Annotated in this window: 11 protein-coding genes; 9 read left to right on the top strand and 2 right to left on the bottom strand. The window is 50.7% G+C overall.

What is annotated here, in order from left to right; genetic code table 11:
* Nucleotides 1-11 precede the first annotated feature (11 nt).
* On the top strand, nucleotides 12-428 hold the full coding sequence (gene atpC / locus ACZ520_RS18370) for an ATP synthase F1 subunit epsilon (protein ID WP_232468918.1): 417 nt from the start codon (nucleotides 12-14) through the stop codon (nucleotides 426-428).
* 59 nt (nucleotides 429-487) lie between these two features.
* Here the strand turns inward: atpC and ACZ520_RS18365 are convergent, their stop codons facing one another.
* Nucleotides 488-2029, bottom strand: coding sequence for a glycoside hydrolase family 3 protein (locus ACZ520_RS18365; RefSeq protein WP_416479725.1), 1542 nt, complete (start codon nucleotides 2027-2029; stop codon nucleotides 488-490).
* 189 nt (nucleotides 2030-2218) lie between these two features.
* Here ACZ520_RS18365 and ACZ520_RS18360 point away from each other — a divergent pair, with 189 nt between their 5' ends.
* A complete protein-coding gene (locus tag ACZ520_RS18360; protein WP_464126946.1) occupies nucleotides 2219-3196 on the top strand; it encodes a hypothetical protein in 978 nt (325 codons plus the stop codon).
* Here ACZ520_RS18360 and mfd read toward each other — a convergent pair.
* Nucleotides 3193-6711 (bottom strand): transcription-repair coupling factor, encoded by a 3519-nt coding sequence (gene mfd, locus ACZ520_RS18355; RefSeq protein WP_464126944.1) that lies wholly within the window; start codon nucleotides 6709-6711, stop codon nucleotides 3193-3195. The genes ACZ520_RS18360 and mfd overlap by 4 nt on opposite strands.
* Before the next feature lie 228 nt (nucleotides 6712-6939).
* Here mfd and ACZ520_RS18350 point away from each other — a divergent pair, with 228 nt between their 5' ends.
* The 7 genes from ACZ520_RS18350 to ACZ520_RS18320 are packed head-to-tail and all read left to right on the top strand — an operon-like array spanning nucleotide 6940 to nucleotide 14182.
* Nucleotides 6940-7203: an NADH-quinone oxidoreductase subunit A gene (locus ACZ520_RS18350; RefSeq protein ID WP_015092825.1), complete on the top strand. Its 264-nt coding sequence runs from the start codon at nucleotides 6940-6942 to the stop codon at nucleotides 7201-7203.
* 9 nt (nucleotides 7204-7212) lie between these two features.
* A complete protein-coding gene (locus ACZ520_RS18345) occupies nucleotides 7213-8364 on the top strand; it encodes a complex I subunit 1/NuoH family protein (RefSeq protein WP_232468922.1) in 1152 nt (383 codons plus the stop codon).
* A gap of 9 nt (nucleotides 8365-8373) precedes the next feature.
* Complete coding sequence (locus tag ACZ520_RS18340; RefSeq protein ID WP_088563775.1) at nucleotides 8374-8910, top strand: NADH-quinone oxidoreductase subunit J; 537 nt, start codon at nucleotides 8374-8376, stop codon at nucleotides 8908-8910.
* On the top strand, nucleotides 8900-9223 hold the full coding sequence (gene nuoK / locus ACZ520_RS18335; protein WP_011166187.1) for an NADH-quinone oxidoreductase subunit NuoK: 324 nt from the start codon (nucleotides 8900-8902) through the stop codon (nucleotides 9221-9223). The genes ACZ520_RS18340 and nuoK overlap by 11 nt, the downstream gene beginning before the upstream one ends.
* Before the next feature lie 28 nt (nucleotides 9224-9251).
* On the top strand, nucleotides 9252-11165 hold the full coding sequence (gene nuoL, locus ACZ520_RS18330) for an NADH-quinone oxidoreductase subunit L (protein ID WP_464126941.1): 1914 nt from the start codon (nucleotides 9252-9254) through the stop codon (nucleotides 11163-11165).
* 3 nt (nucleotides 11166-11168) lie between these two features.
* Nucleotides 11169-12722 carry a complex I subunit 4 family protein gene (locus tag ACZ520_RS18325; RefSeq protein ID WP_088563777.1) on the top strand — a complete coding sequence of 518 codons (1554 nt, stop codon included), beginning with the start codon at nucleotides 11169-11171 and terminating at the stop codon, nucleotides 12720-12722.
* Nucleotides 12722-14182, top strand: coding sequence for an NADH-quinone oxidoreductase subunit N (locus ACZ520_RS18320; protein WP_088563778.1), 1461 nt, complete (start codon nucleotides 12722-12724; stop codon nucleotides 14180-14182). The genes ACZ520_RS18325 and ACZ520_RS18320 overlap by 1 nt, the downstream gene beginning before the upstream one ends.
* Nucleotides 14183-14217 lie beyond the last annotated feature (35 nt).

Here is a 14217-nt window from a genome sequence, read left to right as displayed (position 1 = left end):
AAGGGGTGAATATGAAACTGACAATCGTGACACCGGAAAAGCGCATCCTTGTTGGCCAAGAGGTCGACGAGGTGACTGTTCCAGCATTCAAGGGGGAACTAAACATTCTTCCTGGTCACGCTCCATTGATCACCACTCTGGAAACAGGCGTGATGAAATGGAAACTCAAAGGGAAAGAAAAGCAGGACGTGGCTGTTATCAGCTGGGGTTACTGCCAGGTTTCTCCTGAGGGCGTGAATATTCTTGCCAATATCGCTGACCTTCCTGAAGACATTGATCTTCAGGCGACAAAAGAGTTCTTGGCTCTATCTGAAAAGAAGATCATGAACGAACTGATCACAGACGAAGACTGGGCAGAGTTCCAGCGCGACTGGGCTCATGCGAGAGCGAAAATCGAAGCGGCTGAACAACAGCCAGCGAAGAAGTAAGAAACTAAAACGGAGGCCACAAGCCTCCGTTTCTTTTTTGAGAATGTCGTTCTTTAGATCTAATCCTTCAGGGCAAACGAGCCTTGAGAGCTTTTAAGAATTTCATCCCGGTACTGGGCGATCTTTTTTCCGGCGTCCTTGTGATTGAAGTAAAGCTGAATCACCTGACGATAGCCGCGCGACTTCGGGAACAGGCGAGGCGCTCCCAAATTCACCACAATCAGTTTCTGACGCTCCTGCGGGGAAAGGCCGCGCACCTGACGGGCGGTGCGGGGGCCGGTGACCCCGACGAATAAAGCAGTGCACTGTTTCTTCCTGAGCAATCCGGAAAGGTCCTTACCCAGTGAATGGTTATCCAGCTTCAGGCTTGGAATCTTCTTTTTGTCGCTGCCGATAAATGAAATCAGAAAATCCTGGGAAGGTGAGGCGGCACAAATAGTTTCAGCCGAAGCGGGCTTGCGCGCGGATTTGGCCGAGGGCAACTGGCGTGGGATCAGACTGGTTTTAAGATTCTGGGAAAGAACCTCGTCCTCGATTTCAGCGTATTGAGGCGATGTAAGACTGTTGCCACTTAGAAGCGACGGAAGCTTGGGGTCACGGCGATAGACGTTCGCAAAGGCCTTTACGCGCAGAATACGGCGAAGCTTTTCATCCACGCTGGCAGAGGAAAGCTCGCCGGATTTCAGGGCCGCCAAAACGTAATCAAAAGCCTTTCCCTGATCGGCAAAAGACCAGGTCAGCATCACAATGTCCGATCCTGATTGCAGGGCACGCAGGGCTGCGGCCTCGGGGCGAAGCACTTGTTTGGATCCTTGCATCTGCAGATCATCCGTCATCACCAGGCCTTGGTATTTCAGCTCATCGCGCAGAAGATCCCGGGAAATCTTCGTGGAAAAACTGGCGGGCTCAAGATCCTTATCAAGACCCGGATAAATCAGGTGCGACATCATCACCGCAACATTGGCGCCGATTTTGGAATAACCCATGAAAGGAATCAGATCGCGCTTTTTCATTTCTTCCAGCGTGGCGCTGTTTTTAACCACCGTCACATGCGGATCCTGATTCAAACTGCCAGTGCCCGGGAAATGCTTCGCCGTCGGAATCACGCGCGCTTTCAAAAGACCTTTGGAATAGGCCACGCCGATATCACGCACAAGCACCGGGTCGGAACCAAAAGACCGGACACCAATGAAGCTTGTTGAATATGGATCCACCACATCCAGCACCGGGGCAAGATTCATGTTGAAGCCCACTTCGCGAAGGAACAGCCCGGTTTGATAGCCCATTTCTTCTGCCAAAAGCGGGGACTGGGTTTGCCCCAGAGCCAGAGCATTCGGAGGCGCGGGCGTGATCGGCAGGCGGGACACAGATCCCCCCTCCTGATCGATGGCAATCAGCGGAGGAAGTTTGGAATATTTGTAGCTTGATTTATAAAGGGCCAGATTCAGTTCCCGGATCTGCGGGGCTGAAACCATGTTGCGCTTAAATAGCAGGAAAGAGCCGGGTTTGTATTTCGCGATAAAGGATTCAAGTTCCGGAGCCACGTCTTTGTGGGGAAAACCCACGATGAAAAGTTGTCCGACTTTTTCTTCAGAGCTCATTTGTTTGATCTTGGAATCGATGACTTTTGACAGTTTGTCAGCCGAAGGACCAGAAGCTAGTACAAGGTGGGGAAAAACAAGAATCAGCAGACAAAAACTAAAATTCCTAAGGATTCCCCTGATATACTTGTTCATAAGATCAGACTATCACTTGGCCCTTACGAGGCCAGACGAGATTTGAGAGACAGCATGAAATTGCACCAAAGTCTTAAATCAAAAGTATGTATTCTGCTCACCTTGCTGGTGGGCTTTTCTGCCTATGCTCAGGATATCGAGCAAGAAGTGGAAGCCGCCGACGATGTTGAGATTCAGCAGCAGCAGCAAGCCCCCGCGGACTTTGATGATCTAACACCTGTAGAAACCACCGACATGGACGAAGAGTCTGACCCCTTCGCGGAAGAATCCACGACAACACCGGAAGAAACTTCCACCGCAGAAACGGAAGAGGTTGCGCCAGCTCCTGAGGAGCCCGCTGTGATTGAGGCTCCGGTTCAAAGATATGCCGAGCCGACGCCAAACCCGGCCTTGGAAAACCTTCCTTTGGTGGAGGTACAGATTCGTCAGGACAATCTGGCTGACTACAAAGTCCGACGCGAAACTCACGGCACCTATGTGTCGTTTGACTATGAGGCGATCGAATTTAAAAACTTCATTTCCACTTTGGACGGCCAATCCTACAAGGCCGTTTTTGGTTCGGACACGGTGAACCTGATTCAACTGGGTGTGGACTATAAATACAACTTCATGCTGGGCTCTTTGGCGGCGGGTGCTTTCTACGGCGTTGGTAAAGTCGACGGCAACAGCGATCGCAGTCTTGAAATCACCAAATATGGTATCGGCTTTAAATTCACGGCCGACATGCTGATGAATGAGCCTTACGTGGCCCCTTATGTGGGAATCAACGTCTGGCAGATGGGATTCTCGGAAAAAAGTGCGACGGATTCATTCTCAGCAACCACTCAGATGGGTTACAACTACACGGTGGGATTATTGATCCAGCTTGATTGGATTGATTACGAAACGGCGAAAGAAAGCACGTTCAACTGGGGTCTTGAAAACACCTTCATCGACGTCTATGCGACTCAGTATGCAAAAACCGAAGCGCCGGATGATCCGGACACCACCACAGACTTCCTGTTCGGTGGCGGTCTTCGTTTGGAATTCTAGATAAGTCTTAAAAGAGCGTCGATCTCTTCGTGAACTGCGGACCAGGTGATATTGCTCATTTTGATGTTCAGGCGGTTGTCCGGAGTCAGTGAATACTTTTTGCTTTCACGGATTGCCAGTTGAATCACCTTTTCCGGGCTCAGTTTGGTTTTCTCGGTGAAGATCAAAGAAATGGATTTTAATCCCGCACTGATATCACGAACACCCAGCTCTTTACACTGACGACGAATCAACATAAGGCCCATCAAATTCACGGTTTGTTCCGGGATCGGTCCGAATTGATCACGCAGCTCTTCTTCAATGCGATCCAGCTCTTCATTGGAAGTAATGTCCGCCAAAGCCTTGTAGTAACCCAGACGGATGCGGATGTCTTTGATATAGGCATCCGGGATCAGGGCCGGGATTTTCAGATTCAGTTCCGGATCCAGATCCATGTCTTCAACCGCTTCACCCTTGGCTTCCGCCAAAGCCTCATTCAGAAGATCCATGTACATTTCATAACCTACGGAATTGACGTGACCGGATTGCTCTTCGCCCAGAATGTTTCCGGAACCGCGAAGTTCCAGATCATACTGGGCAATCTTGATGCCGCTGCCAAGCGCGGTGTTTTCCTGAATGATCTTAAGACGCTCTTGCTGCTCTTTATCGAGCTTGTGATTTCTTGGCATCATCAGATAACAGTAAGCCCGCGTTTTGGAGCGGCCCACGCGTCCACGCAGTTGATAAAGCTGGGAAAGTCCAAACAAGTGCGCGGTATCAATGAACATGGTGTTAGCACGTGGCACGTCCATGCCGGATTCCACAATCGCCGTACACACGAGCACATCGATTTCGTGGTGGAAGAAGGCGAGCATGGCTTTTTCAAGCTCGTGTTCTTCCATTTGTCCATGGGCCACGCGAATCCTTGCTTCCGGCACAATCTGACGAAGCTCATCCACCAAACCGTAAATGGATTCAATGCGGTTGTGGATAAAGTACACCTGGCCGCCACGCGAGATTTCCGCCGTCACGGCTTTGCGAATGGTTTCCGGATCGAACTTGGTCACAAAGGTGCGGGTTGGCAGACGATCCACCGGAGCCGTGTTGATCAAACTTAAATCGCGAATCCCGACAAGCGCCATATTCAGTGTGCGTGGGATAGGAGTTGCCGACAACGTCAGGGTGTCGACGCTGGTTTTGATCTTTTTGATTTTCTCTTTATGAGTGACGCCGAATTTTTGTTCTTCGTCGATAATCAAAAGGCCCAGGTCTTTATAGGCAATGGACGATCCCAGAAGTTTGTGGGTGCCCACGATCAAATCGACTTTGCCGTCTTTCAAATCCTGCAAAGTCTTTTTCACTTCAGCCGGAGTCACGAAACGATTCAGCACGCGAATATCCACCGGCCAGCCTTCGAAACGTTTTTTGAAGGTTTCAAAGTGCTGGAAGGTCAAAACGGTGGTCGGTGCCAGCACCGCCACTTGTTTTCGGGCTTGAATGGCAAAGAACGCCGCGCGCATGGCAACTTCCGTTTTACCGAAGCCCACATCGCCGCACACAAGCCGATCCATGGGCTTCGTGGATTTAAGATCTTTGCGGATGTCATTGATGGCGCGAAGCTGATCATCGGTTTCTTCATACGGGAAACCGTTTTCAAACATCATGACTTCATCTTCTTTAATCACAAAAGCCGGGCGGTGCATTTCAGCACGCTTTGCATACAAGGCCAGCAGATCCGCAGCAATGTCGCGCACGTGAGATTTGACTTTGGCTTTGGTTTTTTCCCAGGCAGTGCCGCCCAGCTTGTCCAGGATGCTGGTGCCAGCGCCGGAGAACTTCTGCAACTGACCCACGCGGTATACCGGCAGATAAAGTTTGTCTTTATCCTTGTAGCCGACCTGAATGTATTCAGATTCGACTCCGCCGATATTCATGATCTTCAGGCCTTCGTATTGGCCGATCCCGTGTTTGGTGTGAACCACCAGGTCGCCGGGCTTTAAATCACCGAAAGAAAGACGCTTGGCCTGCTTCTGGAAATCCTGGGCGCCGCTGGATTCTTTGGCGCGCTGTTTTTTGCCGTAGAAGTCCTCATCGCGCAGGAAGATGATCTTTTCCTCTTCCAGGCGCAGACTTTCCGCAAGATGGCGGGGCACGATGTGAACGATGTTTTGTTCACGATCCTGTTCCTGCAGCCAGGAATCCCAGCGGTATTCATCACTGTTCGTGCGAATGGCTTTCAGTTCCAGTTTTTCAAACACCAAAGACAACCGGTCGATATGGGACTGATTTTTGGTGCTGACAAAGATGCGATAACCCTCATCACGCCAGCGATGAAGTTTGTTGGTCGCGGCTTGCAGCCACGGCTCGGTGCCGACCGCGTTGGCTAAGGCCAGGTTTGTAAAATCCTGAGTCATTGCCGTACGATATTCAACACGGGAATCATCCGAGTTTTCTTCGTCGAAGTATTCCAACGAAGAAAAATACACCTGGCGAGAGTGTAACGGATACGCCAGAGTTTCAAAGTTGACGTAGATGTCTTCAAGCTCGGGGCGGATCACATGCGCTTCACTGGTGCGATAGTCGGCTTTTAATTCCGCCCACATTTCATCCGCACAGCGGGAGATCTCCACCGGATCCAGGAACCACAGATTTAAAGCGCCCGGAAAATGATCAGCCGGAGTGGCAAGTTCGCCGTAGAAATAGGGAAGCAGGAATTCAATGCCCGGAAAGGCATTTTTTAACACCAGGGATCGCAGGGTTTCTTCGGCCTCAGCTTTATCGACTTTACGGCCCTCAAGGGAGCCGCGCACTCGCTGCAGCAGTCTTTCATGGGTTTCATCGCGATAAAGGACTTCACGCGCCGGAGTCAGAACAAAAGATTGAATCTCGTCCGAGCTTCTTTGATCAGCGACACTGAAGTGGCGAAGGCTTTCCACCTGATCCCCGAACAGATCCATGCGCACGGGCTGATTTTCAGTGGGGGGATAGATGTCGACGATACCCCCGCGAACCGCGAACTGACCCTTGTCCTCTACCATCGGAGCGGCGGTGTAACCTAAAGTGCTGAAATAGTCCGAAAGGTTTTCGGGAAGTTCATCCCCGGCACGAACAGTTTTGGAGTGATCCTTCAGGATTTTCACCGGAAGAGTTTTCTGCATCAGTGCGTCAACGGAAGATATGAAGATTTCTCCGGCTTTGGCAGACTGAGCTTTTGCCAGGAAACGAACCCGGTCGGCGACAACTTGAGTGTTCGGATAAAGACCGGAATACGGGGAAACATCGAAAGCGGGCAGAATATGACTTTGACGACTTGGGTCGAAGAACTCCAGCAAGGCTTGCAAGGTCACCGCTTCACGATGACTGCCAGTCACAACAAGATGCGGCAAGCCGTTGATTTTTTTGGAGTAAGTCTGCGACAAAAAGTAAGCAAGCGCCAGCGGAGACGCCGCCCCGGTGACTTGAATCTTTCCGCGAGTTGTTTCAAAGGCTCTTTCCAGGATGGATTCGAGTCTTGTGTGAGTGCTTTCGGCTTTCATTTGGTGGGCTCATCTTGCCACGCTTATCGCCTTGTTTCCATTCATATTTCTTGGTTTTCAAAGACGACACATATATAACTAATTGAAATCCAAATAATAACGACAACTTTGGAGGGACTAGTGCCACTCGGTGGAGTCATATTCATCGTCATTTTCATTGCTCTTTTTGGAGCCTTTTTAGTTTGGCTTGCTGCCAACATTACTGGGACAAAACCGGTATACAACCCTGTGAAGTACGAGCCTTACGAGTGCGGTATTCCTGGTATTGAGAAAAAGGAAACAAAGATTTCTGTTAAGTACTATCTGACAGCGATCCTGTTCATCCTTTTCGATATCGAGATTATCTTCATGTACCCTTGGGCGATTTCATTCCGTGAATTCATCGCGACAGGCGGAGGCACATTTGTCTTCGTTTCCATGATGATTTTCATCGCGATCTTCATCTTCGGGCTGTTCTGGGAAGTTAAATCTAAAGCTTTGGAATGGGACTAAGCGATGGGAATGGGTAAAGATATTTTCGAGATAACCGTTAACGGTTTAAAACTGGTCGTCATCTTCCTGATGATGGTTCAAGCAGTGCCTATTTTGGTTTGGCTTGAGCGCCGTGGCTCCGCATTCATTCAGGATCGTCTGGGTCCGAACCGCGTGGGTCCGCTGGGTCTGGTGCAGCTTCTTGCCGATGCGGTGAAGTTCCTGAACAAGGAAAACTTCATGCCGCAAACTGCGAAGCCGTTCCTGTACTACGCAGCTCCGGTGTTTGCTTTGATTCCGGGTACAATCGCTTTCTCTGCGATCCCGCTTTCTTCTCCGATTCAGGTTGGAACATTCGAACTGTTCGGCTCCACTTGGGGTCCTTACACTTTCCTGGTTCAGGGTTATGATATCGGCGTGGGCATCGTCTTCATCCTGGGTGTCAGCTCTTTGGCTGCTTACACGGTTTTGATGGCGGGCTGGGGTTCCGGCAACAAGTACACTTTGATGGGTGCGCTTCGTGCTTCCGCTCAAACGATCTCTTACGAACTGGCTTTGGGTCTTTCCATCGTGGGTGTGATCATGCTTTATGGCACGTTCAACCTGACTGAAATGACTTTGGCGCAGCAGGGTCCTTTGGCGTTCTCTTTCCTGGGTCACACGATCACCGCAAACTGGCTGCCGAACTGGGGTATCTTCTATCAACCGGTGGGCGCTTTGTTGTTCTTCTCGGCTGCGTTTGCAGAATCCAACCGTCTGCCATTTGACTTGGCGGAGGGTGAGTCCGAGCTGGTCGGTGGTTTCCACACTGAGTACGGCGGTTTCAAATTCAACATGTTCTTCATCGGGGAATACGGTCACATGATGATCGCTTCCGGTCTGATGGTTCTGTTCTTCTTCGGTGGTTACACGATTCCTTACGTTTCTGTGGCTGAACTGAATGAATGGGCGGCAGGTGTTGCTTCCACAGCCGGCTGGGCAAGTGCCCTGGTTGCGCTGATCCACTTCCTGGTGTTCAACATCAAGTTTGGGTTCTTCATGTGGGTCTTCATCTGGGTTCGTTGGACTTTGCCTCGTTTCCGTTACGATCAGTTGATGGATCTGGGCTGGAAGACGATGCTTCCTTGGGCTTTGGCAAACACCATTATCACAGCCTTTGTGATCTACATCGCATCTTTGTAAGGAGTTAAAATGACAGCAGATGCATTTCTTTTCTGGTTTCTAGCGTTTGTCACCCTGGCCTCCGGCCTTGGTGTCATTTTGATGTCCAATCCGATTTACTCCGCTTTGTGCCTGGCAATGACCATGGTGGGTATCTCTGCCTTGTTCGTGACTTTGAACGCCTTCTTCATTGCGGGTGTTCAATTGATCGTTTATGCCGGCGCGGTCATGGTTTTGTTCACCATGGTGATCATGCTCTTCGACTTGAAAAAAGACATTCAGGCCTTCACCCGCGGCAAGTTCACGGGTGTGGTTAAAATCGCCTCGGTCGGTCTGTTTGCAGGCCTGGTAGTCGGTGCGATCGCAATGTCCGTGAATCTGATGGGTGAAAAAACCACAGACAATCCGGTGCTTGTGGGTACAGGCATGGAAACCACCAAAGCTTTGGGGCACATCCTGTTCACCAAATACATCTTCGGATTTGAGGCTTTGGGCGTTCTTCTTCTGGTAATTGCAGTGGGTGCCGTTGCTTTGGCACGCAGTAAAGGTGGAACACATGAACACTGAGTTCATCAATAATATCGGCCTGACTCATTACTTGGTTCTGGCTGCACTTTTGTTTGTTATGGGTATGGCGGGCGTTCTTCTTCGCCGTAACGTGATCGTTCTTTTGATGTCCATCGAGTTGATGCTGAACTCTGTGAATCTGACTTTCGTGGCTTTCAGTAAATATCTGGGCCTGCTGGACGGTCACATCATGGTGTTCTTCGTTATGACTATCGCGGCTGCGGAAGCGGCGGTGGGTCTGGCGCTGGCAGTATCCATCTTTAAACGATTCAACGAAGTGAACATCCGCTTCTTTGAGCACTTGAAAGGATAGGGGATAAGCTGTGAATCATTCTCTATTAATGGCAGTCCTGATTCTGGCTCCTTTCGTTGGTTTCCTGATCAACGGTGCCAGATATAAAAAACACTCTGGAAACGTGGCGGGTTCCATCGCAACGGTTGCGGTGGCGATCTCCTTCATCTCCGCAATCTTGCTGGTTGTGGACCTGGTTTCCATGCCGGCTGAAGCCCGCCGTATCGCGGTGAGCTTCTTTGAATGGATGGCGATTGATAAGTTCAAGGTCAACGCCGGTTTCGTCGTCGATCAAATCAGCGCGATCATGATTCTGGTGATCACCGGTGTTGGTACTCTGATCCACTTGTTCTCTATTGGTTACATGCACCACGATAAAGGGGTGGCGAAATACTTCGCTTACCTGAATCTGTTCATCTTCAACATGTTGTTGCTTGTTTTGGGCGACAGCTTGCTGGTGATGTTCGTGGGCTGGGAGGGCGTGGGCCTTTGTTCTTACCTGTTGATCGGTTTCTGGTTCACAGACAAAGAAAAAGCAGCGGCGGGCATGAAAGCCTTCATCACCAACCGTATCGGTGACGCGGCCTTCTTGCTGGGTATGTTCGTTTTGTTCATCACCTTTGGCACTTTGAACTTCTCTGAACTGAATGCCTTGGCGCCAACCGTGGCTGAGTCCTCCTGGTTGGGGGCTTTGACTCTGGGCACGTTGTTCCTGTTCATCGGGGCGACTGGTAAATCCGCACAGATTCCTTTGTACGTTTGGCTTCCAGACGCGATGGCCGGTCCAACACCGGTTTCCGCCCTGATCCACGCGGCGACGATGGTGACTGCGGGTGTGTACATGATCGTGCGTCTGAATCCACTGTTTATCATGGCTCCTAACACGATGATGGTGATTGCGATCATCGGTGCGGCGACCGCGGTGTTTGCAGCGACTATCGGTATCACTCAAAACGACATCAAAAAAGTTCTGGCTTACTCTACGGTGTCTCAATTGGGCTACATGTTCCTGGCAGCCGGTGTGGGTGCGTTCGGGGCAGCGATGTTCCACTTGATGACTCACGCATTCTTTAAAGCCCTGATGTTCCTGGGTTCTGGTTCTGTGATTCACGGAATGCACGAAGAACAGGACATCCGCAAAATGGGTGGTCTGAAAAAGTACATGCCAATCACGCACATCACATTCCTGATGGGCTGGCTGGCGATCATCGGAACTCCGCTGTTCTCGGGTTTCTTCTCTAAGGATGAAATCCTGGCTTACGCGTTCCACTCTCCAATGGGTTCTCCAATCCTTTGGGCGGCGGGTGTTGTGGGTGCGACTTTGACGGCGTTCTACATGACTCGTTTGATGGCCCTGACCTTCTGGGGTAAAAGCCGTGTTTCTGCTGATGTTCATCCGCACGAATCTTCCGCGATCATGACGATTCCACTGATCATCCTGGCGATCCTTTCTGTGTTCGCGGGCTGGATCGGGGTTCCTCATGTTATCGGTGAGCACCTGGGTCACATGCCGAACTTCTGGGAGCACTGGTTGCACCCGATGATTTCTCCGATCCCGGGCTGGACTGCGATTGATCACACGACGGAATGGGTTCTGATGGGCTGTTCTGTGGGTCTGGCGACTGTTTCTGCGATCGTGGCTTACCAGTTCTATGTGAAGTCTCCAGAGACTCCGAAGAAGATCGCGGAAAGCATCAAGCCGGTTTACAACACGGTTTACAACAAGTACTTCGTGGATGAAGCCTACTTTGGTTTCATCATCAATCCGCTGGTTTCTTTGAGCAAAAACACCTGGTACTACATCGACGTGAATTTCATCGACAAGATGACGTTCTGGGCTGGTGATCTTGTGCGTGGCATGGGTTCCTTCGCCCGCTCGGTTCAGACCGGAAATATGCAACAATACGCGATGTACATCGGTATCGGCGTGGTTGTGGCCCTTTCATTTGTGATCATGAGGTAATGTATGATCCTGAGTAGCATTGTTTTCCTACCTCTTCTATTCGCGCTGTTAGTTGCGATCTGGCCTAAGGCGAACACCGTTCGCCATCTGGCTTTGGGTCTTTCCGTGATTGAATTCATCGTGAGCCTTTCCCTGTTCAAAAGCTTCGACGCTTCCGCGACGGGCTTGCAGATGGTGGAAAAGTTCATGTGGATTGAGCGCTTCGGCATCCAGTATTTCATGGGTATCGACGGGATCTCTTTGTGGCTGGTTCTGCTGACCACGTTCCTGACTCCGATTATTATCCTGGCTAGCTGGACATCCATCACTGAACGAGTCAAAGGCTTCCACGTTTGTCTGTTCATCCTGCAAACGGCGATGCTGGGCACTTTCCTGGCAATGGATGCCGTGTTCTTCTATGTGTTCTGGGAGCTTTCTCTGGTTCCGATGTACTTCATGGTCGGTATCTGGGGTGGTGCTCGCCGTATCTACGCAACCGTGAAATTCTTCATCTACACGATGGCGGGTTCGGTGCTGATGCTGGTGGCGATCATCTATATGATGTACCTGACTCAGGAAGCGACTGGCCAGATGAGTGCAAGTTTGCTTGATTTCTATCAGTTGCAAATCCCGTTTGTGGGCGGCACGTTCTTCAGTTTGCAAACGTTGTTGTTCTTTGCCTTTGCATTGGCTTTCGCGATCAAGGTTCCGGCGTTCCCGGTTCATACTTGGTTGCCGGATGCCCACGTTGAAGCTCCGACTCCGGGTTCTGTGATCCTGGCGGGCGTGATGCTGAAAATGGGTACTTACGGTTTCATGCGCTGGGTGATTCCTTTGTTCCCAGAGGCTTCTGAATACTGGGCTTGGTTGTTCATGCTGATCGGTACTGTGGGCATCATCTATGGTGCTTTGGTGGCGATGGTTCAGCCGGACGTCAAAAAACTAGTGGCGTACTCTTCCGTATCCCACATGGGTTACATCCTTCTGGGCCTGTTCGCGTTTAACGCCTACGGCATGGGTGGTGGTCTGTATCAGATGCTGAACCACGGTATCTCTACCGGCGCGCTGTTCATCCTGATTGGTATGATCTACGAAAGAACGCATTCTCGTGAAATCTCCAAATACGGCGGTTTGGCGGGTGTGTTGCCAATCTTCACGATCTTCTTCTTTATCATCACTTTGTCCTCGATCGCGGTTCCAATGACCAACGGTTTCGTGGGCGAGTTCTTCATCCTTCTGGGCACTTACCAGGCTCACCCGGTCTTTGCGTACTTCGCGGTTTCCGGTGTGGTTCTGGGTGCAGTGTACATGTTGTGGATGTTTAAACGTGTGTTCTTCGGTGAACAGGGCGAGCTGGTTAAAGACGAGCATCATCCGCTTCATGACCTGAACGCGCGTGAAATCACAGTTCTGGTTCCATTGGTGATCATGGTGTTCTGGATGGGTCTGTTCCCGAATCATTTCCTGAACTTCTCTAAAGCCAGCATCGATCATCTGGTGAACAACAGAAGCAATTATAATCTGACGATTGTTCAGCCGGGCGCCTCTGAAGTTACGCACGCGCAAGGAGGTAACTAATGAATATCAATATCGGTCTTAGCGACGTGCTTTTGATCTCTCCGATGATCGCGTTGTTCCTGGCAAGTCTTCTGCCAATCACGATGAAAGTTCTTCGTGGCAACCGCGAACAACACGCCCTGATCACTTTGGGTCAGGCTTTGACGGGTATCGTGGCAGCGGTTGTGTTGCTGGTGGTCTTTGGTGGCTCTGACAAAACTGCTTTCAACAACGGTCTGATCTTTGACGGTGTCACTCAGTGGATGGGTATCATTGCCCTGGCTGGTGCGGGTGCCGCGATGGTTATGATGTATGAAAATCCGGCGACTACGGGCAAGCAGTTCTCTGAACTGATCTTCCTGGCGATGAGCAGTGCGGTGGGGATGTTGATCCTGGTTTCCGCAGTGGACCTGCTGATGGTCTTCATCGGTCTGGAAATGATGTCTTTGGCACTGTACCTGATGATCGCCATGAGCCACGAGGAAAAACTTTCCAAAGAAGCGGCCTTGAAATACTTCATCCTGGGTTCTTTTGCTTCGGCATTGTTCCTTTACGGTGTGGCTTTCATCTTCGGTTCTACCGGTGGCACAAACATCCTGAGCTTCATGGACAACGCTGCTGAACTTGTTCAGACCAGCCGTTTGTTCCTGTTTGGTGTGACTTTCGTGATCCTGGGCTTCTGCTTCAAGGTTTCGATTGCTCCATTCCACGCTTGGACTCCGGACGTTTACCAGGGGGCTCCGACTCCGCACACGGCCTTCATGGCCACAGCGGTGAAAACAGTGTCCTTCGCAGCGTTCTTGAGAATCATCGCAACCAAGTCTTTGACGGGTTCTGATCAGTTGTTCGACATCCTTCAGTGGATGGCTGTTATCACCATGATCGTGGGTAATGCCGCGGCTATCATGCAGAACAACTTCAAACGCATGATTGCTTACTCTTCCGTGGCTCACTCTGGTTACCTGATGGTGGGTCTGATCACGGCGGGTGTCAGCGACAACGGTGCGTTTGGTGCTTCGGGCGTGATCTTCTATCTGCTGGCTTACGGTTTGATGACGATCGGTGCGTTTGCGATTGCGGCGATGCTGGAAAAATCTGAAAACCATATCGTGAACATCGATGATCTGGCTGGTTTTGCAAAACAACGTCCGATGCTGGCTTTGTGTTTGACGGTGTTCCTGCTTTCTTTGGCAGGTATTCCGCCAACACTGGGCTTCTTCGGTAAGTTCTACATGTTCAACGCAGCTATCGGTGAAGGCCTTCTGTGGCTGGCAATCTGGGGTATGTTGAACTCTGTGATCGGTGTTTACTACTACCTGCGCCCGATCGTTGTGATGTACATGAAGGAAGGAAACGCGGAAATCGCGGGTCACTCTTTGAATGCAACCACAGTGACGGCAGTGGTTATGGCTCTTGCCATTGTTTTGATGGGCTTTGTATCTGGTCCCATCTTCTCGGCTGTCGAAAAAAGTCTGTTGTAGGACTTTCGCCTTGTGAACAGGGCGGGATCTTAGAA

The sequence above is a fragment of the Bdellovibrio sp. BIS2 genome, assembly GCF_055398295.1.
This window is presented reverse-complemented; position numbering and strand designations above follow the sequence as displayed.